Below are 22,734 nucleotides of genomic sequence, written 5' to 3' on the forward strand. Positions count from 1 at the left end.
TGCGCGTGCGGAGTGATGGGGAGAAGGGCATGCGAAAGCGGCGGATTCTCCGCTATTTCCTAATCGCCGGTGGTGTGGGAATCGTCGTGATGATCGGGCTCTTCGGCATCGCGTGGGCGATGACTCCGATTCCCGACAGCACCCAGAAGCAGGCCACCGCCCAGGGCTCGGTCATCTACTACCGCGACGGCAAGACCGAGATCGCCCGGCAGGGCGTCGACCGTAAGAACGTTCCACTGTCGACCGTGCCCAAGCACGTGCGCGACGCGGTCATCGCCATCGAGAACCGCTCCTTCTACACCGACAGCGGCGTGTCCGTGAAGGGCACCGCCCGCTCGGTCTGGTCCACGGTCACCGGCCAGCAGTTGCAGGGCGGCTCCACGATCACCCAGCAGCTCGTCCGCAACTACTACAGCGGGCTCAGCCAGGAGCGCTCGGTCACCCGCAAGTTCAAAGAGATCCTGATCGCGATGAAGGTCGATCAGTCCAAGTCCAAGGAATGGGTGCTGGAGCAGTACCTCAACACGATCTACTTCGGCCGCGGCGCCAACGGCGTGCAGGCCGCCGCGCAGGCGTACTTCGGCAAGGACGTCGGCAAGCTCACCGTCTCCGAGGGCGCCTACCTGGCCTCCGTCATCCAGCAGCCCAGCCGCTTCGCCGACCCGCAGGGCGGCGACCTCGACGCGGCCAGGTCCCGCTGGACCTCGGTCGTCAACGGCATGCGCGAGATCGGCGCGCTCACCCCGGAGCAGGCGGCGGCCGAGAAGTTCCCCACGCTCAAGGCGCCCAAGAAGCCCTTCGAGTTCAAGGGCCAGAGCCAGTACATGGTCGACCAGGTACGCGCCGAGCTCAACCGGCGCGGCTACACCGACGAGGCCATCAACGGCGGCGGACTGAAGATCGTCACCACCTTCGACAAGAAGCTCATGGACGCCGCCGCCCGCGCGGTCAAGCAGGTCATCCCGGCCGGCACCCCGAAGAAGATCCGCGTCGGCCTGGCCGCGGTCGAGCCGTCCACCGGCGAGGTCATCGCCTTCTACGGCGGCAAGGCCTCGCAGTACAAGTACGACAACGCCTTCTCCTCCCAGGTGCAGGCGGGCTCGACCTTCAAGCCGTACACGCTGGCCGCCGCGCTCAACGACGGCATGGGCCTGTCCACGCGGGTCGACGGCAACTCGCCCATGCGCGTGGCCTCCGACCCCTCGCACCCCATCCCCAACGACAGCGGGCGCTCCTACGGCCACATCAACCTGATCCGCGCCACCCAGAACTCCGTCAACACCGCCTTCGTCGACCTCGGCCAGAAGGTCGGCCTCGACAAGGTCGCCGCCACCGCCGAGGCGATGGGCATCCCCGCCGCCCAGCTCAAGCAGCACCAGGGCGCCGCCTCCTTCCCGCTCGGCGTGGCCTCGCTCAGCGCGGTGCAGAACGCCTCGGGCTTCTCCACCTTCGCCAACGGCGGCGTCCACGTGGAGGCGCACGTCATCAAGTCGGTCACCGACGCCCGCGGCAAGAAGACGACCATCAAGCCCGCCTCCGCCCAGGCCATCAGCAAGGAGGCCGCCGGCGACGCCACGTACGCGATGCAGCAGGTCGTCAAGTACGGCACCGGCACCGCCGCCCGCCTCTACGACCGTCCGGTCGCCGGCAAGACCGGCACCACCGACGACTCGGGCGCGGTCTGGTTCAACGGCTTCACCGCCCAGATGGCCACCGCCGTGAACATGTTCCGCGACGACAACAAGACCGTCCAGATCCCCGGGTACGGCGTGCAGTTCGGCGGCCAGCTCCCGGCCCAGATCTGGCGGGCCTTCATGACCGAGGCGATGGCCGGCAAACCCGTCGTCCAGTTCCCCGAGCCCACGGACTTCGGCTACGGCGTCTACGACTCCGAGCCCGACGAGGACCGCGGCCTGCGCGACGACAGCACCCGCGACCCCGACGACTGGTCCTACGAGGACGAGACCCCCTCGCCCGACCCGACCCTGTCGCCGCCCACCGAGCCGGAGCCCACGGACACCCCGAGCGACGAGCCCACGGTCCCAGAGGAGCCGGAGAGCGGCCCGCCCACCGGCGACGACGGCTCCGGCCTGCCCACCACGGGACCGGGCGAGGGCCGCGACAACGCCGGCCGCCCCGCCAACGGCCGCTAGCCAGCCGTCCGCTGGCTAGCCGTCCGCGCGCCAGCCGTCCGCTGGCTAGCCGTCCGCGCGCAAGCCGTCCGCTGGCCAGCCGTCCGCGCGCCAGCCGTCCGCTGGCTAGCCGTCGGCGCGCCACCAGTCGTCGAGCGGCGTGACGGGCAGCGCCCGCTTGTGCCGGGTGGCGAGGTAGGCGGCCTCCACCTTCGCCGCCACCTCGGGCGTCACCTCGGCGCCTTCGAGGTAGTCGTCGATCTGGGCGTAGGTCAGGCCGAGCGCCACCTCGTCGGGCAGCGCGGGCCGCTCGTCCTCCAGGTCGGCGGTGGGCACCTTCTCCCAGACGCTCGGCGGCGCGCCCAGCTCCTGCAGCATGGCGGCGCCCTGGCGCTTGGTCAGGCCGGTCAGCGGCGTGAGGTCGGCGCCGCCGTCGCCGTACTTGGTGAAGAAGCCGGTCACGGCCTCGGCCGCGTGGTCGGTGCCCACGACGAGCATGCCGAGCTGCCCGGCCAGCGCGAACTGGATCACCATGCGCTCGCGCGCCTTGGTGTTGCCGCGCACGAAGTCGCGCAGCGTGTCCGCGCCGTCCAGCAGGTCCCGCACGCCGAGCGCGATCTGCGCCACGGTGGCATCCGCGCCCGGCTTGACGTTCACCGCGATCGAGTGGTCCGGCCTGATGAAGTCGAGGGCGATCTGGGCGTCGTGCTCGTCGGCCTGCACGCCGTACGGCAGGCGCATCGCTACGAACGTGGCCGCGTGGCCCCCGGCGCGCAGTTCCACGGCGGCGAGCTGGCACAACCGGCCGGTCAGCGTGCTGTCCTGGCCGCCGCTGACCCCGAGGACGAAGCCCTTGGCCGGGGTCGAGCGCAGGTAGTCCTTGAGGAAGTCGATCCGTCGCCGGATTTCGACTTTGGGGACAATGGCGGACTTGACCCCAAGTTCGGAGAGAATCTGCTCCCGTAGGTTAGCCATCCCGGTACTTTATGGCGAAAGCTCCGCCCGCAGGTCATCAGGGGTGGTCACCGGCAGCCGGCAGGCGAAGTTCCTGCACACGTAGGCCGCGGGCGCGCCGTCGACCTCCGTCCGGCCCGCCAGCAGCGGCACCTCCTCGCCCGGCCCGAGCGCGATCACCAGCCCCGGCGAGCCCGACAGCATGGCCTCCCGGTGCAGCGCCCGCGTCCGAGGGTCGCCCGGGTCGCCGACGACCGCCACCTCCACCGGCCCCGCCAGCGCGGCGGCGGCGACCGCCAGCCCCCAGCCGGCGAACCTGGCATGGCCCACCGCGAGCACGGAGACGGTCCCGAGCGCGTCGTAGGCCGCCTCGCGATGGCGTGCGGAGCCGGTCAGCGCCGCGTACGACAGCAGCGCCCCGGCCGCCGCGAACTGCCCGGAGGGCACCGCGTTGTCCGTCGGGTCCTGCGGGCGCTGGAACAGCCGCTCGGCGTCGTCGGCGGTGTCGTAGAACCCGCCCGAACCGTCGGCGAACCGCTCCAGCACGGTCTCCAGCAGCCTGCCCGCCAGCGTGAACCAGCGGGTCTCGCCGCCGGCCGAATAGAGGGCGAGCAGGCCCTCCGCCACGTCCGCGTAGTCCTCCAGCACCCCGGCGTTCGCGCCCGCCCCGCCGTCGCGGGAGGTGCGGGTCAGCCGGTCGCCGGTGACGTGCACCTCCTCCAGCAGTACGGCCGCCGCCCGCGCCGCCTCCAGCAGGTCGTCGCGCTCGAACACCATCCCGGTCTCGGCCAGCGCGGCGATGGCCAGGCCGTTCCAGGCGGCGACCACCTTGTCGTCGCGGCCGGGCCGTACCCTCAGCTCGCGGGCGGCGAGCAGTCGCTCGCGGACCCGCTCCCAGCGCGCGCCGTCGGCGGGGTCGTGGGGCAGTTGCAGCACCGACGTGCCGTGCTCGAACGTGCCGGTGACCTCGAACAGCTCCGTCGCCCACGCGCCGTCCTCGGCGCCGAGCACGTCGGCGAGCTGGGCGGGCGTCCAGACGTAGAACCTGCCCTCCTCGCCCTCGCTGTCGGCGTCGAGCGCGGAGGCGAAGCCGCCCTCGGCCGTGCGCATCTCGCGCAGCAGCCACTGCGCGGTCTCCAGCGCGATCCTGCGGGCCAGCGGCTCGCGCGAGACCCGCCACCAGTGGGTGTAGACGCGCAGCAGCAGGGCGTTGTCGTAGAGCATCTTCTCGAAGTGCGGCACGACCCAGCCGGCGTCCACGCTGTAGCGGGCGAAGCCGCCGCCGAGCTGGTCGTAGATGCCGCCCCTCGCCATCGCCTCCAGCGTGCGCTCCGACATCTCGCGCTCGCCCGCGCGCAGCAGGAACTCCAGCACCATCGACGGCGGGAACTTCGGCGCGTCCCCGAACCCGCCCCGCTCGTCGTCGAAGCCCGCGCGCAGGTTCAGCACGGCCCGCTCCAGCGTCCGCACCTCCGGCAGCGGCCCGTTGGGCAGCGACGTGTGGGAGTTGAGCGCCTGGACCACCTTCGACCCCTGGGCCAGGACCTGCTCGCGGTCGGCCGCCCACGTCTGGTGGACGCCGAGCAGCAGGCGGCGGAAGGTGTCGCGGGGGAAGTAGGTGCCGCAGTAGAAGGGATGGCCGTCGGGCGTGGCGAACACCGTCATCGGCCAGCCGCCCTGGTGGGTCATGGCCTGGGTCGCGCTCATGTACACCGCGTCGACGTCGGGCCGCTCCTCGCGGTCCACCTTGACGCAGACGAAGTGCTCGTTCATCAGCCGGGCGGTGGCTTCGTCCTCGAAGCTCTCATGCGCCATCACATGGCATCAGTGGCGGTCAAGAAGCGGGTAACCAATGGCAGGATGAGTAACCCACACTGATCAGTAGGGGTACGTCCCGCCGTCTCGCTTCTTGCATCGCCTCCTCTCCCCAAGGCCACCAGTCCACGGGATTGGCGGCGTGCTGGAGGAGGTAGGGAGAGGTCTCACTACCCAGCCGGTTCATGTGACCATCCTGTCAGAACCGACCAACCAGGTCACCGGGACGAAGCATGCGGTTCAGGACGGGCCGCCGCCGTGGGGCGTAGGTTACGGAGCGTGGATCTGGATTTCGTCAGCAGGCACGCCGGCCGCCCCGCCGCCGCCCTCACCCGCAGGGACGTGGCCCGCGCGCTGCTCGCCGTACCGTCGGGAGTGGCGCTCGTGGCCATGCCCGACCTGCGCCGCGCCCTCGTGGGCGCGGCCAACCCGCTCTCCCTGCCCTTCTGGGAGTCCGCCAAGGCGATGCTCAGCTCGATCGAGTCGGGCGCGGCCACCGTCGGTGAGGTGCAGCGGTGGCTGGAGGCCACGGGCAGCGAGCCGATCCTGCTCACGCCCGGCTACTTCGTCTGGCCGGAGGAGGACGAGCGCGGCCCGGTCGCGGCGGAGATGTACGACCTGATGGTCGCCTTCCTCGAAGAGCGGATCGCGGCGGGGGAGATCGACCCCGACGCGCTGGCCCGCGACGAGCCGGCCGCCCGCCGCGCCTACGAGGACCTTCAGGAGCTGTGGCTCAACTCGCCGCTGCCCGACGGGCGGGTGCCCGCGCACGCGGTCAGTGACGAGCAGGACGAGGAACTGTTCGCCGCCTGGGACGAGGAGGAGGCGTTCGCGCTGTCGGAGCTGCGCAGGATCGTGGCGCAGTTGCCCGAGCGGCCCGAACTGCCCGAGACCGACCTGGAGCGGGCGGCGCAGCGGCTGCGGGAGATCCTCGGCCTGCCCGGCTATCCGGGCAACGTGCTGCGCGCCTGCGCGGGGCTGGACGAGCGGCCGCTGCCCGACGACGACGCGGAGCTGTGGACCGCGGTCGCGGCCGGCATCGCCGGGCCGATCTCCGACCTGGCCGACGTCGAGGACCCCGAGGAGTTCGGCGACCTCGACGCGGAGCTGGGCCACGAGGACACGGTGCTGGCCAACCTCTGCGCGATCCAGCACGCCGACTGGCTGGCCGCCGTCGCCGCCCTGGCCAGGCTCGGGCCCGGCGTGCTCGCCTCGCCCGAGCGGATCGCCAGGCTCATCGCCGAGTCCGAGGACATCGACGTCGAGGGGCCCGAGGGCGACGAGGAGGACCTCGCCACCACCGAGGGGCTGTTCCTGCCGGTGGTGTTCCTGTGGGGCTACCTCGGCATCGTGGACCAGGACGAGGTGCTCACGCCTCTCGGCTGGTGGGGCCTGCCGAAGGCGCTGGAGCGCGCCTGGTCACCCGCCGAGTAGGTCCTGGTACTCCGGATGCCGCTCGATGTAGCGCTTCACGTACGGGCACACCGGCGAGACCTTCAGCCCGGTGTCGCGGCTGGCGTCGAGCGCGTGCTTGACCAGCTTGCCCGCCAGGCCCTGGCCCTCGAACTCCGGCTGCACCTCGGTGTGGGTGAAGACGATCTTCGTGGGCAGCAGCTTGTAGTCGGCGAACCCGGCCACCCTGCCGTCCACGAGGATCTCGAAGCGGCTCTCGGTCGAGTTGTCGACTATCTCGATCGGCATCTACTCGGCTTTCTTCTCGTCGGGCACGTCACCGTCGCGCGGCACCGTGATCCTGCCCATCTGCTTGTTCATGGACTTGATCAGAAGGTAGAGGGCCGCGCCGATGGCCGCCACGACGAGGAAGCCGAGCAGGCCGGGGCTGACTTCGCCAGCTGCCAGAACTGTCACCCTTCCAGTCTGCCATCAGGGTGTGGTGGTCGGACCGGCGCCCGCCGCCGTTCAGTGGCAGGCGGGAGTGGGGTCGTCGGCGTGGATGCCGGCGAACAGGTCGTCCTCCGGCAGATCGGTGTCGACCAGCGAGCGGGCCAGGTGGTAGTCCTCGGTCGGCCAGATCTCCTGCTGCAGCTCGCGCGGGCAGCTGAAGAACCAGCCGTCCGGGTCGATCTGCGTGGCGTGGGCGATCAGGGCCTGGTCGCGGACGTCGAAGTACTCGGCGCACGGCACCCGGGTGGTCACCGGCCACTTGGCGGGCCGGTCCTCCCAGCGGGCGATCCAGTCGGCGTACGGCGAGCCGATGCCGCGCTCGGTCATCGCCTCGTGCAGCGCCTCGAAGCGTTCCTTGGTGAAGCCCATCTGGTAGTAGAGCTTCAGCGGCTGCCACGGGTCGCCGGTGCCCGGGTAGCGGTCGGGGTCGCCGGCCGCCTCGAAGGCCTCCACGGAGACCCGGTTGGTCATGATGTGGTCGGGGTGCGGGTAGCCGCCGTCGTCGTCATAGGTGATGATCACGTGGGGGCGGAACTCGCGCACCGCGGCGACCAGGGGCTCGGACGCCTTCTCCAGCGGCTGAAGGGCGAAGCAGCCGTCGGGCAGCTCCTCCTCCTCGCTCTCCGGCAGCCCCGAGTCGATGAAACCGAGGAAACGCTGCTGGACGCCCAGGATCTCGCGGGCGCGGTCCATCTCCGCCCTGCGGATCTCGGCGATGTTGGCGACCACCTCGGGACGGTCCATCTTCGGGTTGAGCACGGAGCCGCGCTCGCCGCCCGTGAGGGTACAGACCAGGACCTCGACGCCTTCGCGCACGTAGCGCGCCATCGTGGCGGCGCCCTTGCTCGACTCGTCATCCGGATGGGCGTGGACGGCCATCAGCCTCAGCGGTGCACTCACGGGCTCGATGTCTCCTCAGTTGGACCGATCAGGTGCCCAGAGAGGTTAGTTTCTGCTGGGCGGTCGCGAGGGCGGGGCCCCCGCGGGCGACAATTGTCTCGGATAACGCTTAGGGAGTGCAGGGAGATTCCGCCATGGCCACCAGAGATGTCGAGAACGGGCCCGTTCTCGGCACACCCGACGACTTCCCCGATCCGCAGAGGCGCGGGGGCCGCATGGTTGTGCACCTGGTGATCGGCGTGCTGGTCGCCATCGTCGCAGGTGGATGGGGCTATGTGATGTGGTCGATGACCGGCAGCGCCACCGGCGCCAAGCCTCAGGTCATCACCTTCTCCGTCGAGCGCCCGGACCAGGCCGAGATCACCTTCACGGTGAGCAAGCCGGCCGACCGGATGGCCGTGTGCCGCCTGCGGGCCACCGACGTCAACCACGGAGAAGTAGGCAGCAAGGAAGTAAGAATTCCCCCAGGTGAGGGTAGTAAGCAGCTCAAGGAGCGGCTGGACACCACTGCCCAAGCCACTTCCGTCCACATCCAGTACTGCAATCTCGTATAGTGAGACATTTGGGGAAGCGTTCGAGCAGGTAAGTTGTTAGCCTTTCGCAATTCGTAACCCCAAGTGAACTCAGGGCCCCCTAAGTAAGCAAGGAGATCCCGTGGCCGACTCTCGCGATGAGAACGTCACCTGGCTGACGCAGGAGGCGTACGACCGCCTGAAGGAGGAGTACGACTACCTCTCGGGCCCGGGTCGCGTCGACATCGCCAAGAAGATCGAGGCCGCTCGTGAAGAGGGCGACCTGCGGGAGAACGGCGGCTACCACGCCGCGAAGGACGAGCAGGGCAAGATAGAGGCCCGGATCTTCCACCTGCGGCAGCTTCTCGACAACGTCAGGGTGGGCGAGGCGCCCAAGACCGAGGGCGTGGTGGGCCCCGGCATGACGGTGACGATCCGCTTCGAGGGCGACGACGACGAGGTGACCTTCCTGCTGGCCTCCCGCGAGGAGACCGGCGCCCCCATCGACGTCTACTCGCCCAAGTCCCCGCTGGGCGCCGCGATCAACGGCAAGAAGATCGGTGAGCGGGCCACGTACTCGCTGCCCAACGGCCGTCAGAACACGGTCGAGATCCTCGAGGCCGTGCCGTACATCGGCAATTGACGACCCAGAACGACAACCTCCGCCGGGCCGTGGGCCCGGCGGACCCCGGGCATGCCTCGGGAATCCGGCAGGACCTGGCGTTCCTGGTGACCTCGCGCAAGCGCCGCGACTTAGGCCGGCTGATCCCCTTCATCGTGGTGACGCTGGTCGCGGTGCTCACCGCCGACGTGCTGCTGCTGGGCGAGCTGCAGAGCACGCCGGAGCCCGAGGTGAAGACCGCCGAGTCGGTACGCCGCCGGCCGGCCCCGCCGCCCAAGGAGAACCTGGTGGCCCAGACCAGCCCCCAGGATCCGGGCGTGAAGCCGCTGGGCCGCCTGCACAAGCCGAACCTGTTCGTGGTCACGAAGAAGCCGTTCACGAACCCGCTGCTGGGCAAGGTGGCCAAGGTACGCGGCATCAGGGCGCTGGAACTGGCCGACGCGGCCTCCGTGATGATCGACGGCAAGCGGGTGCAGACGCTCGGCGTCGACCCCTCCACCTTCCGCGCCTACACCCCCAAGGTCACCGCCGCCTCCGACGGCCTGTGGACCAACGTGGCCCGCGGTGACGTGGCCGTCTCCTTCGTGCTCGGCAACGACGGCGGCCTGACCCTCCACCGGCAGGTGAGCGGTCCCGGCGGGCCGCTGCGGGTGGGCGCCTACGCGACGACCGGCTTCGGCGCGGTGGACGCGGTGGTCTCCAAGCAGACCGCGCGGACGCTGGGCCTGCCCCAGGACAACGCGCTCATCGTCAGCGCCCCCAAGGCCAACTCGGCGAACCTGCGCGACAAGCTGCTGGACATCCTGCCCAAGGGCACCCAGATCGCTGAGATCAACCCGGTTGGCCCACCGCCTGTCCAGAACGTGACCTACCAGGGCAACTCCTTCATGTCGGGCGAGCAGATCACCGTCGCGCTGAAGGCTGCGCTGTCGAAGCTGGGCCGGCCGTACGTGTGGGGGGCCGAGGGGCCGGAGACCTTCGACTGCTCGGGGCTGGTCCAGTGGGCCTACGCCCAGGCGGGCATCAGGGTGCCGCGGGTGACGCACCAGCAGTGGGTGGCGGGGCCCCAGATCCCGTACGCGCAGGCGCAGCCCGGCGACCTCATCTTCTGGCGGCACGACCCGACCAACCCGGGATACATCTCCCACGTGGCCATCTACCTGGGCAACGGCAAGATGCTCCAGGCGCCGCGTACCGGTGACGTGGTGAAGATCTCGCCGGTGGGCATGCGCAACTTCGCGGGCGTGGTCCGCATCGCGCCCTCGGTCGCTGCCCGCGTCCGCTAGGGCGTTCTTCTTTCCCGTTTTTCGGTCTGAGCAGGACCCTTGGCTACAGCCTGCAAGTGTGTAATGTTGATTACATGGAAAGCGAGATTCGCGGCTGGTTCACCGGCCGCATGCCGGAGGGCTGGTTCTCCGGACCGCCGGAGATCGTGCTGGACCGCGAGGAGATCGCCGTCCTCGGCACGCTGCCCGACCCGCCGGCCGAAGGCGGCGAGGCCGAGCGGGCCGCGCTCGTCGACGGCCTGATCAGGCGCTTTCGCGAGGAGACGCGCGAGCGGCGGATCGAGATCGCCAGGGAGGCCGAGCGCAGGTTCCGCCAGAAGGTGTCCTGGGGCGTGGTCTGCGGCGGCGAGACCGTGATGTTCACCACTCTGTCGGTCCCGGTGATGACCCGGCTCCGCCAGTCCGAGCGGCAGGTGCTCGACACGCTCGTGGCGGCCGGCGTGGCCCGCAGCCGCAGCGACGCGCTGGCGTGGTGCGTGCGGCTGGTCGGCAAGCACACCGACACGTGGCTCGCCGATCTGCGCGACGCGCTGCAACACGTCGACCGCGTCCGCTCCTCCGGGCCTGACGTCAATTCCTAGTACTGCGCAGCGGAAACGCTCCGGCGAAAGGACTAAACCTCTGCCGCTATTGGTTTAGACCATTCACATTGGACTGAACCACTGAATCGGGAGTTTTCTTTAGAACGCGTTCGTGTGGGTAGGCTTCCCCAATCACCAGGGCCTCTGCCTGCGACAACAGGTCTATGCCAATTGGCGAAAACCGGTCGTCGTCGTTAATGATGTTTTGGCCCTGAGAAGTGGAGGAGTCGCTGCCGTGTCCGTTTCTGTAGAAGTACCCGCCCCGACGAGCAATGCCGAATTGGTCGCCTGGGTGAACGAGATCGCCGCCCTGACCCAGCCTGATCGGATCGAGTGGTGCGACGGTTCCGAGGAGGAGTGGACGCGCCTGACCAACCTCCTCGTCGAGCAGGGCACGTTCACGCGTCTGGCCAAGCGCCCCAACAGCTTCTACGCCAAGTCCGACCCCAGCGACGTCGCCCGCGTCGAGGACCGCACCTACATCTGCTCCGAGCGCGAGCAGGACGCCGGCCCCACCAACAACTGGATCGCGCCCGACGAGATGCGCGCCACCTTCGGCGAGCTGTTCAAGGGCTCGATGCGCGGCAGGACCATGTACGTGGTCCCCTTCTGCATGGGCCCGCTCGGCGGTGAGATCTCTCAGCTCGGCGTCGAGATCACCGACTCGCCCTACGTCGCCGTCTCCATGCGGATCATGACGAGGATGGGCGAACGAGCTCTGCGCCTGATCGAGGAGCGCGGAGCGGCGCGAAAGGCCGGAGAGAGCGAGGAACGAGCCAACGGAGGCCGCAGCAAGCGCGACCATGAGCACAGTGAGTTCGTCAGGGCCGTCCACAGCGTCGGCGCGCCGCTGGAGCCCGGCCAGGACGACGTGCCGTGGCCGTGTAGCAGCACCAAGTACATCAGCCACTTCCCCGAGACCCGCGAGATCTGGTCCTACGGCTCCGGCTACGGCGGCAACGCCCTGCTGGGCAAGAAGTGCTACGCGCTGCGCATCGCCAGCGTCATGGCCCGCGACGAGGGCTGGCTGGCCGAGCACATGCTCATCCTCAAGCTCACCCCGCCCAGCGGCGAGACCCGCTACATCGCCGCCGCCTTCCCGAGCGCCTGCGGCAAGACCAACCTCGCCATGCTCCAGCCGACGATCCCCGGCTGGAAGGTCGAGACGGTCGGCGACGACATCGCCTGGATGCGCTTCGGCGCCGACGGCCGCCTCTACGCGATCAACCCCGAGGCCGGCTTCTTCGGCGTGGCGCCCGGCACCGGCGAGGTCACCAACGCCAACGCCATCAGGACCCTCTGGGGCAACAGCATCTTCACCAACGTCGCGCTCACCGACGACGGCGACGTGTGGTGGGAGGGCCTGACCGACATCCCGCCCGCGCACCTGACCGACTGGAAGGGGCGCGACTGGACCCCCGACAGCCCCGAGCCGGCGGCCCACCCCAACGCCCGCTTCACCACCCCTGCCTCCCAGGCGCCCACGATCGCGCCGGAATGGCAGGACCCCAAGGGCGTGCCCATCTCGGCGATCCTGTTCGGCGGCCGCCGCGCCACCGCGGTGCCGCTGGTCACCGAGTCGCTGAGCTGGCAGCACGGCGTCTTTCTCGGAGCCAACGTCGCCTCCGAGAAGACCGCCGCCGCCGAGGGCAAGGTGGGCGAGCTGCGTCACGACCCGTTCGCGATGCTCCCGTTCTGCGGCTACAACATGGGCGACTACTTCGGCCACTGGCTGGAGATCGGCCGCAGGGAAGGCGCCAGGCTGCCGCGCATCTACTACGTCAACTGGTTCCGCAAGAACGCCGACGGCAAGTTCATCTGGCCGGGCTTCGGTGAGAACAGCCGCGTGCTGAAGTGGATCGTGGACCGGCTCAACGGCGAGGCGCAGGCCGTACCGTCGGCGATCGGACTGCTGCCGAAGGAGCTCGACACCGAGGGCCTGGAGATCGCGGAGGAGGACCTCCAGACCCTGCTCAGCGTCGACAAGGACATCTGGCGCGAGGAGGCCGAGCAGATCCCGCCGCACTTCGCGAAGTTCGGCGCGCAACTGCCCAAGGAGCTGTGGGAGGAGTACGACGCCCTGCTCGACCGGCTTTCGTAGGGTCACTTCCCGACCAGGAGCGCGTCCGGCGCCGGCTGTCCACGTGACGGCCGGCGCCGCTCGTTCGTTTCGCCCGGCGGATCGGGAAACTTTCCTCGCGGCGCGTGCGTCTATCGGGTACGAGCCAGAGGAGGCCGCGCATGGACCTGATCCTGTTGATCGTTTCCGTCTTCCTCGCGGTGGCGGCCGGCGCCACCGTCTCCGCGCTCAAGCGCGAACATCTCCGCGTCCGCTCCACCGCCGTGAACGGCAACGTGCGCGCCCTCGGCCACTACGAGCTCGCCTACCTCGCGGGCGGGCCGCGCCGGGTCGTCAACGCCGCCGTCGGCCTGCTGGCCAAGTCCGGCGACCTGCGCGTCTCGCGCGGCGGCTCGCTGCACGCGGTCTCCACGATCGCCGGCGACCCGATCGAGGAGGCGGTGCTGGCCGCCGTCGCCGCCCGGCCGGGCGGGGTCTCGGTCGCGGTCGTCAGGCACGAGGTGGGCAACGGGCCGGCCATGGACTCGCTCAAGCACCACCTGTCGGCGCTCGGGCTGGTGGTGCCGGACAGCGAGCTGGCTTCGGTGCGGGCGTACGTGAAGAGGCTGACCGCGCTGGAGGTCGGCGCGCTGCTCGTCTCGATCGGGCTGGCGATCTACCTGGTGTTCGGCGGGGGCGGGCTGCTCGGGGTGGTCGCGCTGGCGGTCACGGCCGGTACGTGGATCGGCGGCATCGTCGTGCGCAGGCGCCACCGCAGGCTGCTCGGCAACGACATCACGCACGCCGGTCGCGAGCAGGTCGAGTACGCCGAGCGCCAGCACATGCCCGGCGCCTACCTCGCCACCGGCGCCGCGGCCGGGGCGGTGGCCATGCCGGTCGCGCTCTACGGTCTCGGCGAGCTGGGGGACCCGGAGCTGGAGGCCGAGCTGGCGGCGCAGCGTCAAGGGGCGGGCGGCGCCGGCGGCGGGTCCTGCGCGGCCGGTAGCTGCGGCGGCGGGAGCAACGACTTCGGCGGCGGCGACTTCGGCGGCGGCTCCGGCGGCGGCTCGGACGGCGGCGGCGGGTCGAGCTGCGGAGGAGGCGGCGGCTGCGGCGGAGGCTGTGGCGGCGGCGGCTGAGGCCCGGGTGTGTGGTCTTCGCGGTGGGTGAGAGGGGGCGGTGGTGGCGGACTTCGAGCTGGGTGTGGGGATCGGCTGGCGTTCCGAGATCGACCTGACCGTCGAGCGGATGGCGGGGGTGGACTTCGTCGAGGTGATCGCGGAGAACATCAAGCCCGCCGCCGGGCTGCCCGAGTCGCTGCGGGTGCTGCGCGGGCGCGGCCTGCCGGTGGTGCCGCACGGTGTCGGGCTGGGCGTCGGCGGCGCCCGTCCACCCGATCCCGAACGGCTGGCGCACCTGGCCGCGTGCGCCCAGGCGTTGGACTCGCCGCTGGTCAGCGAGCATCTGGCGTTCGTGCGGGCAGGCGGGGTGGAGGCGGGGCACCTGCTGCCGGTGCCGCGTACACGGGAGGCGCTCGGCGTCATCGCCGACAACGTCCGCCGCGCCCAGGACGCGCTGCCGGTGCCGCTGGCGCTGGAGAACGTGGCGGCGATCTTCGGCTGGCCGGACGACGAGATGACCGACGGCGAGTTCCTGGCCGAACTGGTCGAGCGGACCGGCGTGTACCTGCTGATCGACGTGGCCAACCTCTACACCAACCAGGTCAACCTCGGACTGTCCGCGGTGGCGGCCCTCGACGCGCTGCCGCTGTCCCACCTGGCCTACGTACATGTCGCCGGGGGCCACGAGCACGGGGGCATCTGGCACGACACGCACACCGCCGCCGTGCCCCAGGAGGTCCTCGACATCCTGACCGAGCTGTGCGCGCGCACGACGCCGCCGGGGGTGCTGCTGGAGTGGGACGACGACTACCCCAGCGACGCCGCCCTGGCGGGCGAACTGGACCGCGTCAGAACCGCGATGTCGCAGGGAACCGCCCACCATGCCCCCTGACCCCCTCCCCGGTACGGCCGGCACCCCCGACCACCCCCTTGGCCCGGACGCCGTGAGATCCCGTCTGCGGGGGACGGGCGCCTCGGTCGCGCAGGAGGGCGTCGGCGGGGATGGGGGCGGGTGGGTGAGGGCGGAGGACCGGCGGCGGCTGGAGGAGGCTCAGGAGCGGGTCGTGGCGGCGCTGGTGGCGGGAGCGCCGGTGCCCGAGGGGTTCGATGCCGATCGGTTCAGGGTGCAGGCCGCGAGCCTGGTGGCCAAGCGGCGCAGTGTGGTGGCCAGGCTGCGTCCTGACGCCGCCCGCGCGGCGGGTGCGGATCTGCGGGCCGAGTTCGCCGCCTACACCGCCGCCCGCGCCACCCCGCCGAAGGGCTACCGGGAGGACGCCGACGCGTTCGCCACCTGGCTGGAGGAGCGGGGCAGGCTGCCGAAGGGGTCCGGGCGGTTGGAGGAGCGGGGGAGGCTGCGCAAGGGGTCCGGGCGGTTGGAGGAGCGGGGGAGGCTGCCCAAGGGGTCCAGGTGGGTGGAGGAACGGGGCGCGCTGGCCATGTGGTTCAGGGGGTGGCAGGACCTCTTGCCGTGGCGGCGCGAGACATCCTAGGTTTGCGAGGTGATAGTCGACGCGCACCAGCACTTCTGGAACCTTGAGACCGGCGACTACCCGTGGCTCACCCCGGAGGCGGGCGTCCTGTACCGCAGCTACGCGCCCGAGCACCTTGCCCCCGAGCTGGCCGTCACCGGGGTCCAGGCGACGGTGCTGGTCCAGGCGGCCGACAGCGTCGCGGAGACCGAGTCGATGCTGGCCCTGGCCGACGCGCACGACTTCATCGCCGGCGTCGTCGGCTGGATCCCGCTCACCGACGCCGACGAGGCCGCGAAGGCCCTGGAGCGCTACGGCAGTCATCCGAAGTTTGTCGGCGTCCGCCACCTGATCCACGAGGAGCCCGACCCGGACTGGCTGGTCAGGGAGTCCGTGCTGGAGTCGCTGGGCGTGCTGGCCGACAGCGGGCTCGCCTTCGACGTGGTCTCGCTGCTGCCGCGCCACCTGGAGCACGTGGCCGCGCTGGCCGCCAGGCACCCCACCCTCAAGATCGTCGTCGACCACCTGTCGAAGCCGCGGATCAAGTACGGCGCCTGGCAGCCGTGGGCGGAGCAGATGGTGGCGGCGGCGGCCTTCCCCAACGTGTTCGCCAAGGTCTCCGGTCTGGTCACCGAGGCCGACCACGCCGAATGGACGGTCGAGGACCTGCGGCCGTACGTGGCGCACGCGGTCGAGGCGTTCGGGTACGAGCGGCTGATGTTCGGCAGCGACTGGCCGGTGGCGCTGCTGGCCGCCGACTACCGGACCGTGTTCGAGACGGCTCTCGCCCTGGTGGGGGAGGACGGGAGAGATCAGGTGTTCGGTGGCACTGCTGGGCGTTTTTACGGGTTTAGCTGAGTTTCGGGGGGAAACTCTCTAGGCGTGGGGGGACTACGTTGTGTTGATGGGTCTTACCTGACCGTGACGCCTGTGGCCTGTCGTGACAGTGTGGGCCGGCCGTACGAGGTCACCCTGGAGCTTTGGCGGGACGGCACGCCGTACGGGATGGTGGGGGAGCGGTGCGGCTGGCTGCTCACGCGGCTGGCGCGCGGGGTGGCCGAGGCGCGCCAGGGGCGCGGCGAGGCCGGGCTCTGGCCGGATCCCGACGACAGGTTTCCCGAGGACGAGCCGGACAGCGAGCTGTTCTCCTTCCGGTACCGCACGCGGTCGGGCGCCATGGGCGGCGGCGAGCTGCGCTGCCAGCTCCGCACGATCCCGGTCTGGATGCCGGGCCAGGACCATCGCGGCGAGTGGCGGCTGACGCGCAGGGCCTACGTCGAGGCGTGGGGTCCCGGCGGCGTGGGCATGCGGGCGGTGCTGACGTCCGCGGAACTCGCGGTGTTCGTGGGGGCGCTGGTCACGGAGGCGGAGGGGTGCCTGGGCGGGCGGGATCTCGCGAGGAATCCCGTTGAGGGGGCGGGCAACGCCTAAACGCGGTGATAATTGCCTCTTACAGGCACAGCACCGCTGGGAGGGCTCCGTGGGCCTGCGCGACCTGGTCTACCGGGTGTACGAACACCGGCTGGAGGCCAAGCTCAAGCTGTCGAAGGGCAATGGCCCCCGGCACGTAGGCGTGATCATCGACGGCAACCGTCGCTGGGCCCGTTCGATGGGCCTGGAGGACGTCAGCAGAGGGCACCGCAAGGGCGCCGACAAGATCTCCGAGCTGCTCACCTGGTGCAGCGAGGCAGGGGTGGAGGTCGTGACCGTCTGGATGCTGTCCAGCGACAACCTCAACCGCCCCAAGGACGAGCTGGAGCTGCTCCTGCGCATCATCGAGGACGTGGTACAGGAGCTGGTCGAGGAGGGCTGGCGGATCAGCCCGGTCGGTGCGCTCGATCTGTTGCCGGATAGGACGGCAAATGTCCTGAAAAACGCAAAGGAAGTCACATCACACCGTCCAGGGTTGATTGTGAACGTTGCGGTTGGGTATGGAGGAAGACGTGAGATTGCCGATGCGGTGCGCTCACTCCTCCAGGAGCAAGCAAGCAAGGGAGCCAGCATCGAGGACCTCGTCGAGGTTCTCGATGTCGAGCACATCGCCGAGCATCTCTACACTCGCGGCCAGCCCGACCCGGACCTTCTCATCCGGACCTCGGGAGAGCAGCGGCTTTCCGGGTTCATGCTCTGGCAGAGCGCTCATTCCGAGTTCTACTTCTGCGAGGCCTACTGGCCCGACTTCCGCAGGGTCGACTTCCTGCGGGCGCTGCGCGACTACGCCGCGAGACACCGGCGTTACGGTTCCTGATCCCGCATGGGGGTATCTGGTACGTAACGTTGAAAGTGACCGGCCGAAGGCCGATCACTTCGGAGGGGGCCCGCCTTTGCTGCGCTATTCGCTGAGGGGGGCCGGACCCCGGCGCCCGTCGGCGGGTGCGGGTCCGGTCCGATTCCCACCTCGTCTGCAGGGCGCCCGTCCCCATGGGCGCCCGGGGGAGAACGTGTGGCAGTGTCCTCGAGCAACCCTTCGACCAACCCCGGCAAGCGCACCTACGTGCTGGACACGTCGGTCCTTCTAGCCGACCCGGCGGCGATGACCAGATTCGCCGAGCATGAGGTCGTCCTCCCGATCGTCGTGATCACGGAGCTGGAGGGGAAGCGGAACCATCCTGAACTCGGCTACTTCGCTCGCAAAGCGTTGCGCTACCTCGACGACCTGCGCGTGCAGTACGGCAGGCTGGACGAGCCCATGCCGACCGGGGACGGCACCATAAGGGTTGAACTCAACCACAGCGACCCGTCCATCCTGCCCGTGGGCTTCCGCCTGGGCGACAACGACACCCGCATCCTCACCGTGGCCCGTTCGCTGGCCGCCGAGGGACGCGACGTCGTGCTGGTCTCCAAGGACCTGCCCCTGCGGGTGAAGGCGGCCTCGATCGGCCTGTCGGCGGAGGAGTACCGCGCCGAACTGGTCGTGGAGTCGGGCTGGACGGGGATGGCCGAGATCCAGGTGACCACCGAGGACGTGGAGTCGCTCTTCGAGCACGGCGCCGCGGACGTGGAGGAGGCCAGGGACCTGCCCGCGCACACCGGGTTGCGACTGCTGTCGAGCAAGGGCTCGGCGCTGGGCAGGGTGCTGCCCGACAAGTCGGTGAAGCTGGTGCGGGGCGACCGCGAGGTGTTCGGGCTGCACGGCCGCTCGGCCGAGCAGCGCATCGCGCTGGAGCTCCTGATGGACCCCGAGATCGGCATCGTGTCGCTGGGCGGCAGGGCGGGCACGGGCAAGTCGGCCCTGGCGCTCTGCGCGGGCCTGGAGGCCGTCCTGGAGCGCCGCCAGCACCGCAAGGTCGTGGTCTTCCGCCCGCTGTACGCCGTCGGCGGCCAGGAGCTCGGCTACCTTCCCGGCACCGAGGGCGAGAAGATGGGCCCCTGGGCCCAGGCCGTCTACGACACCCTGGGCGCGGTGACCACGCCCGAGGTGATCGAGGAGGTCATCGACCGCGGGATGCTGGAGGTGCTGCCGCTCACCCACATCAGGGGCCGGTCGCTGCACGACGCGTTCGTGATCGTGGACGAGGCGCAGTCGCTGGAGCGCGGGGTGCTGCTGACGGTGCTGAGCCGCATCGGCGCCAACTCCCGCGTGGTGCTCACCCACGACATCGCCCAGCGCGACAACCTGCGGGTGGGCCGCCACGACGGCGTCGTGGCCGTGGTGGAGAAGCTCAAGGGGCATCCGCTGTTCGCCCACGTGACGCTGACCAGGTCCGAGCGCTCGCCGATCGCGGCGCTGGTGACGGAGATGCTGGAGGACATCAACCTTTAGCCGCCTCCAGTTCCCCGCAGATGTGCTGCCCCTCGTCCTGGGGCGCCCTGCTGGGGAACTGGCGGATGATCTTCACCTTCACGAAGGTCGTCTCCTGCTGGGCGGTGCAGACGATCTGCGCCTTGCCCAGCGGGGGCAGCGTCCCGGTGCCCTTGATGTACACGGTCAGCGTGGACGTCCTGGGCAGCCGGGTCTCGTCGCGGGTCACCGGGCTGAGCGAGTCCTGGATGCCCTCGTAGGTGAAGCCGCGCAGCGCGGTGTGCAGGCCGTTCAGTTGCCGCTCGTTGGCCTGGAACAGCGCGGTGAGCAGGCTGTCCACGGTGTCGTTCTCGACGTCGGCGGGCTCCCTGGTCAGCCGGAAGCGCGCGCGTCTGCTGTCCTGCCGCGCCTCGGTCGGCTTGAGCAGGTAGATGGTCTTGGACGGCGGCGGGATCTTGACCGTGGGCGGTCCCGCCACGTCCACGACGTTCGTGGGCGTGATCCCGCAGCCCGCCGCCGCGAGCAGGAGCCCGGCCGCCAGCGCCCGCCCGCCCTTCACCGGCTCGGCAGCCAGACCGTGAACAGGGTGCCCGGCCCCTGCCTGCGCACCGAGATGGTGCCGCTGTGCAGGTGCACGTTGGCCCTGGTGATGGCCAGGCCCAGCCCGCTGCCGTGGCTGCGCGAGCGTCCCGCTCCCGCCTTGAAGAACCGGTCGAAGACGTACGGCAGCGCCTCCTCGGGAATCCCGGCGCCATGGTCGCGCACCTTCATCTCCAGCCCGTTCTCCGTGCCCCTGGCCGACACCTGGACCGGCGGGCCGCCGTGTTTGATCGCGTTGCCCACCAGGTTGGCGACGATCACGTCGAAGCGGCGGGGGTCCAGGGTGGCCGCCAGTCCCTTGGCCACGGTCACCTCCACGGTCTCGTTCCAGCCGCGCGTCTCCAGGCTGTCATGGATCGCGTCGTGGACGTTGACGGATTCCACGTTGAGCGTGGCCGTACCGGCGTCGAAGCGGCTGACCTCGATGAGGTGCTCGACGAGGTGGCGCAGCCGGTCGATCTCCGAGAGCACGAGCCTGACGGCCTCGGCGGGCGCGGCGGGCAGCCGCTCGGCCTCCTCCATGAGCATGTCGGCGACGGCGGTCATCGCGGTCAGCGGCGTGCGCAGCTCGTGGGAGACGTCGGCGACGAAGCGGCGCGACAGCGCCTCCAGCGCGCGCAGCTCGGAGACGCTGAGCTCCAGCGCGGCGGCGGCGTCGTTGAACCGCGCGGTCAGCGCGGCGAGCTCGTCCTGGCCGTGGACGGGCAGCCGGGTGTCGAGCCGGCCCTCGCCGAGCGCCTGGGCGGCGGCGCTGAGACGGCGCACGGGCAGCAGCACGCTCCTGGCGGAGACCAGCGCGACGCCGAGCGCGATCAGCACGATGACCGCGCCGCCCTGCACGAGCGAGCCCTTGAGCGTGGTGAGCTGGTTCTCCTCCTCGCGCATGGAGAAGAAGACGAACGCGCGCAGGCCGCTGGCCTCGGGGATGGGCCCGTCCTTGCGGTAGACCTCGGCGCCGACGATCAGCACGATCCCGCCGCGGATCACCTGGCGCTGCTTGACCACGCCGCCGCGCGCCCTGCCCTGCAGCTCGTGCGGGACGTTGGCCATCGACAGCGGGCCCTCCGAGTAGCTGAGGTGGCCGTACTCCAGCGCGACGCTGCGGCCGGGGCCGTTGAGGGCGTCGGCCAGTTGCTGCAGGTCGCGGTAGTCGGGCGCGGCCTCGCCCTGGCGCAGGGTGCCGACGGGGAAGGTGATCTGGCGCAGCTCCCTGGTGACCAGGTCCACGGCGCCGTCCTCGGCCCGGCCGATGAGCGCGGCCTTGGCCAGCTCGTAGCCGATCGTGGCGACCATGACCGAGGCGGCCACGGCGACGAGGGTGAAGGTGATGATCAGGCGGGCGCGCAGGCCGGTGGGCGCCCGCATCACGGCGGGCTGAACCGGTAGCCGAAGCCGCGGACGGTGTGGATGAACACCGGCTCGGCCGGACGCGGCTCGATCTTCGCCCGCACCCGCTGGACGCACGCGTCGACCAGGCGGGAGTCGGCGACGTGGGTGTGGTCCCAGACGACGCGCAGCAGGTAGCGCCGGTTGAGCACCTGGCCGGGGTGGCGCACGAGCTCCAGCAGCAGCCGCAGCTCGGTGGGGGTCAGGTGGATCTCCTTGTTGGACAGCGTCACCTTGAGCGCGCCCCGGTCGATCATGAGCTCGCCGAAGGAGATGCGGTCGGAGGAGGCCGACTCGGCGCGGCGCAGGATGGCCCTGATCCGCGCGTCCAGCACCCGGGGCTCGACCGGCTTGACCACGTAGTCGTCGGCGCCGGCCTCCAGCCCGACCACCACGTCGAGGTCGTCGCCGCGGGCGGTGAGCAGGATGACCGGCAACTGGTCCAGGCGGCGGATGCGGCGGCACACCTCGACGCCGTCGATCCCCGGCAGCATCACGTCGAGGATGGCGATCTCCGGGCGGCGGGACCTGATGTGGTCGAGCGCCTCCTCGCCCGTGGCGTAGGACGTCACGGAGTGCCCCTGCCGCGTCAGCGCCAGCTCCAGAGCGGTGCGGACGGAGGGGTCGTCTTCGACGAGGAGGATGCCAGCCACGCGCACATTATTCTTCCACGTCGCGAATATCCGTGTTCTGTCATAAAAATGTGACATCCCCGGGAACCACGGGCGGAAGTCTGTAATGAGGGCTCTCCCTTCGGTGAGCGGGGCGCGAGGGGCGGGCCTTACACGTGTGACAAAAGTCACAGTCGTGAAAGAAAGACCTGTGTGGCCTGCTGGTCAGTCAATGGAACCCCAACCGGATGTCGCGTTTTGGTTGCGGACCACCCCCCGGGACAGGGCATTCTCATAGGTCGTGAGCCCTGGTCCGGAGTTGAAGGAGCGCGAAGCGCCGACCTCTCGCCGCAAGAAGAAGGCGATGAGCCCGAAGCGCGTGCTGATCTTCGGTCTGGCGGCCGTGGTGGTGGTCGGCGGCGGCGGTTTCACCGCCTACACCGCGATCCAGAACTCCAAGGCCGTCCACACCCCGATCTCCCCCGAGGAGTGGAGCAGGATCGCCATGGGCGACTTCTACTCCCCGGATCCCAAGGCCGACTCCTACAAGGCCGCGGCGGTCACGGCGTACCAGAAGGACAAGCTCAAGAAGGAACGCAAGGGCGTCGCGGGCCTCGACCCGGTCATCATCAAGAAGCGCGGCCCCGGCGGCGACGGGTTCCCGCCCGCCAACTTCCCGCCCGGCAGCAATCCCTCGCCCGGCAGCAACAAGGCCGTCGCCAAGGGGATGCTCGGCGAGTTCGGCTTCGGCGAGGACCAGTGGGGCTGCCTGGAGAAGCTCTGGCACAAGGAGAGCGGCTGGAACGAGCGGGCCATGAACCGCTACTCCGGCGCCTACGGCATCCCGCAGTCGCTGCCCGGCAGCAAGATGGCCAGCGCGGGCTCCGACTGGCAGACCAACGCCGCCACGCAGATCAAGTGGGGCCTGGGCTACATCAAGGGCCGCTACGGCACGCCTTGCGGCGCTTGGGGCCATTCCCAGGCCAAGGGCTGGTACTGACCCGCTATTCGATCGGCAAGCCGTCACGCCTGATCGGGT

Annotated in this window: 22 protein-coding genes and 1 pseudogene; 15 read left to right on the plus strand and 8 right to left on the minus strand. The window is 70.2% G+C overall.

The window, feature by feature from the left end:
* Nucleotides 1-89: 89 nt before the first annotated feature.
* A complete protein-coding gene (locus tag ACIBEJ_RS31385; RefSeq protein WP_397186733.1) occupies nt 90-2,153 on the plus strand; it encodes a transglycosylase domain-containing protein in 2,064 nt (687 codons plus the stop codon).
* A 105-nt stretch (nt 2,154-2,258) separates the two neighbouring features.
* On the opposite strand, the gene nadE is transcribed toward ACIBEJ_RS31385, so the two are convergent.
* Nucleotides 2,259-3,107: an ammonia-dependent NAD(+) synthetase gene (gene nadE, locus ACIBEJ_RS31390; RefSeq protein WP_397186474.1), complete on the minus strand. Its 849-nt coding sequence runs from the start codon at nt 3,105-3,107 to the stop codon at nt 2,259-2,261.
* Between the two features lie 9 nt (nt 3,108-3,116).
* Nucleotides 3,117-5,088: pseudogene (locus tag ACIBEJ_RS31395) on the minus strand (thioredoxin domain-containing protein).
* A 92-nt stretch (nt 5,089-5,180) separates the two neighbouring features.
* On the opposite strand from ACIBEJ_RS31395, the gene ACIBEJ_RS31400 reads away from it, so the two are divergent.
* A complete protein-coding gene (locus tag ACIBEJ_RS31400; protein ID WP_397186475.1) occupies nt 5,181-6,335 on the plus strand; it encodes a hypothetical protein in 1,155 nt (384 codons plus the stop codon).
* Here the strand turns inward: ACIBEJ_RS31400 and ACIBEJ_RS31405 are convergent.
* Genes ACIBEJ_RS31405 through mca form a run of 3 tightly spaced genes read right to left on the minus strand, consistent with a single transcriptional unit; the run spans nt 6,321 to nt 7,706 of the window.
* The gene (locus ACIBEJ_RS31405) at nt 6,321-6,602 is read right to left on the minus strand and encodes a GNAT family N-acetyltransferase (RefSeq protein WP_397186476.1); all 282 of its coding nucleotides are present in this window, start codon (nt 6,600-6,602) and stop codon (nt 6,321-6,323) included. The two genes, ACIBEJ_RS31400 and ACIBEJ_RS31405, sit on opposite strands and share 15 nt — an antisense overlap.
* Nucleotides 6,603-6,770: a hypothetical protein gene (locus tag ACIBEJ_RS31410; RefSeq protein ID WP_184967652.1), complete on the minus strand. Its 168-nt coding sequence runs from the start codon at nt 6,768-6,770 to the stop codon at nt 6,603-6,605.
* Nucleotides 6,771-6,821: 51 nt separating this feature from the next.
* A complete protein-coding gene (gene mca / locus ACIBEJ_RS31415; protein ID WP_397186477.1) occupies nt 6,822-7,706 on the minus strand; it encodes a mycothiol conjugate amidase Mca in 885 nt (294 codons plus the stop codon).
* A 134-nt stretch (nt 7,707-7,840) separates the two neighbouring features.
* Here mca and ACIBEJ_RS31420 point away from each other — a divergent pair, with 134 nt between their 5' ends.
* The 12 genes from ACIBEJ_RS31420 (at nt 7,841) to ACIBEJ_RS31475 (ending at nt 19,119) form a co-directional block, all read left to right on the plus strand.
* A complete protein-coding gene (locus ACIBEJ_RS31420; RefSeq protein WP_397186478.1) occupies nt 7,841-8,260 on the plus strand; it encodes a DUF4307 domain-containing protein in 420 nt (139 codons plus the stop codon).
* A gap of 100 nt (nt 8,261-8,360) precedes the next feature.
* Complete coding sequence (gene greA, locus ACIBEJ_RS31425) at nt 8,361-8,861, plus strand: transcription elongation factor GreA (RefSeq protein WP_397186479.1); 501 nt, start codon at nt 8,361-8,363, stop codon at nt 8,859-8,861.
* Entirely contained in the window at nt 8,858-10,126 is a 1,269-nt protein-coding gene (locus ACIBEJ_RS31430) for a C40 family peptidase (protein ID WP_397186480.1), read from the plus strand. The genes greA and ACIBEJ_RS31430 overlap by 4 nt, the downstream gene beginning before the upstream one ends.
* Before the next feature lie 74 nt (nt 10,127-10,200).
* Nucleotides 10,201-10,707 (plus strand): hypothetical protein, encoded by a 507-nt coding sequence (locus ACIBEJ_RS31435; protein WP_397186481.1) that lies wholly within the window; start codon nt 10,201-10,203, stop codon nt 10,705-10,707.
* A 235-nt stretch (nt 10,708-10,942) separates the two neighbouring features.
* Nucleotides 10,943-12,808: a phosphoenolpyruvate carboxykinase (GTP) gene (locus tag ACIBEJ_RS31440; RefSeq protein ID WP_397186482.1), complete on the plus strand. Its 1,866-nt coding sequence runs from the start codon at nt 10,943-10,945 to the stop codon at nt 12,806-12,808.
* A 140-nt stretch (nt 12,809-12,948) separates the two neighbouring features.
* The gene (locus ACIBEJ_RS31445; protein ID WP_397186483.1) at nt 12,949-13,905 is read left to right on the plus strand and encodes a TIGR04222 domain-containing membrane protein; all 957 of its coding nucleotides are present in this window, start codon (nt 12,949-12,951) and stop codon (nt 13,903-13,905) included.
* 43 nt (nt 13,906-13,948) lie between these two features.
* Nucleotides 13,949-14,779, plus strand: coding sequence for a DUF692 family multinuclear iron-containing protein (locus ACIBEJ_RS31450; RefSeq protein ID WP_397186484.1), 831 nt, complete (start codon nt 13,949-13,951; stop codon nt 14,777-14,779).
* Nucleotides 14,780-14,831: 52 nt separating this feature from the next.
* The gene (locus ACIBEJ_RS31455) at nt 14,832-15,377 is read left to right on the plus strand and encodes a hypothetical protein (RefSeq protein WP_397186485.1); all 546 of its coding nucleotides are present in this window, start codon (nt 14,832-14,834) and stop codon (nt 15,375-15,377) included.
* A gap of 9 nt (nt 15,378-15,386) precedes the next feature.
* Nucleotides 15,387-16,214 (plus strand): amidohydrolase family protein, encoded by an 828-nt coding sequence (locus ACIBEJ_RS31460; RefSeq protein ID WP_397186486.1) that lies wholly within the window; start codon nt 15,387-15,389, stop codon nt 16,212-16,214.
* A gap of 72 nt (nt 16,215-16,286) precedes the next feature.
* On the plus strand, nt 16,287-16,787 hold the full coding sequence (locus ACIBEJ_RS31465; protein ID WP_397186487.1) for a hypothetical protein: 501 nt from the start codon (nt 16,287-16,289) through the stop codon (nt 16,785-16,787).
* Between the two features lie 49 nt (nt 16,788-16,836).
* A complete protein-coding gene (locus ACIBEJ_RS31470) occupies nt 16,837-17,604 on the plus strand; it encodes an isoprenyl transferase (RefSeq protein ID WP_397186488.1) in 768 nt (255 codons plus the stop codon).
* A gap of 195 nt (nt 17,605-17,799) precedes the next feature.
* A complete protein-coding gene (locus ACIBEJ_RS31475) occupies nt 17,800-19,119 on the plus strand; it encodes a PhoH family protein (protein WP_397186489.1) in 1,320 nt (439 codons plus the stop codon).
* On the opposite strand, the gene ACIBEJ_RS31480 is transcribed toward ACIBEJ_RS31475, so the two are convergent.
* Genes ACIBEJ_RS31480 through ACIBEJ_RS31490 form a run of 3 tightly spaced genes read right to left on the minus strand, consistent with a single transcriptional unit; the run spans nt 19,109 to nt 21,737 of the window.
* On the minus strand, nt 19,109-19,657 hold the full coding sequence (locus tag ACIBEJ_RS31480) for a hypothetical protein (protein ID WP_397186490.1): 549 nt from the start codon (nt 19,655-19,657) through the stop codon (nt 19,109-19,111). The genes ACIBEJ_RS31475 and ACIBEJ_RS31480 overlap by 11 nt on opposite strands.
* Nucleotides 19,654-21,063: an ATP-binding protein gene (locus tag ACIBEJ_RS31485; protein WP_397186491.1), complete on the minus strand. Its 1,410-nt coding sequence runs from the start codon at nt 21,061-21,063 to the stop codon at nt 19,654-19,656. The genes ACIBEJ_RS31480 and ACIBEJ_RS31485 overlap by 4 nt, the downstream gene beginning before the upstream one ends.
* Nucleotides 21,063-21,737: a response regulator gene (locus tag ACIBEJ_RS31490; RefSeq protein WP_397186492.1), complete on the minus strand. Its 675-nt coding sequence runs from the start codon at nt 21,735-21,737 to the stop codon at nt 21,063-21,065. The genes ACIBEJ_RS31485 and ACIBEJ_RS31490 overlap by 1 nt, the downstream gene beginning before the upstream one ends.
* A gap of 322 nt (nt 21,738-22,059) precedes the next feature.
* Here ACIBEJ_RS31490 and ACIBEJ_RS31495 point away from each other — a divergent pair, with 322 nt between their 5' ends.
* On the plus strand, nt 22,060-22,695 hold the full coding sequence (locus ACIBEJ_RS31495) for a lytic transglycosylase domain-containing protein (protein ID WP_397186493.1): 636 nt from the start codon (nt 22,060-22,062) through the stop codon (nt 22,693-22,695).
* Nucleotides 22,696-22,734 lie beyond the last annotated feature (39 nt).

Origin of the sequence: Nonomuraea sp. NPDC050790 (assembly GCF_044456745.1) — a bacterium.
Taxonomy (GTDB): Bacteria; Actinomycetota; Actinomycetes; order Streptosporangiales; family Streptosporangiaceae; genus Nonomuraea.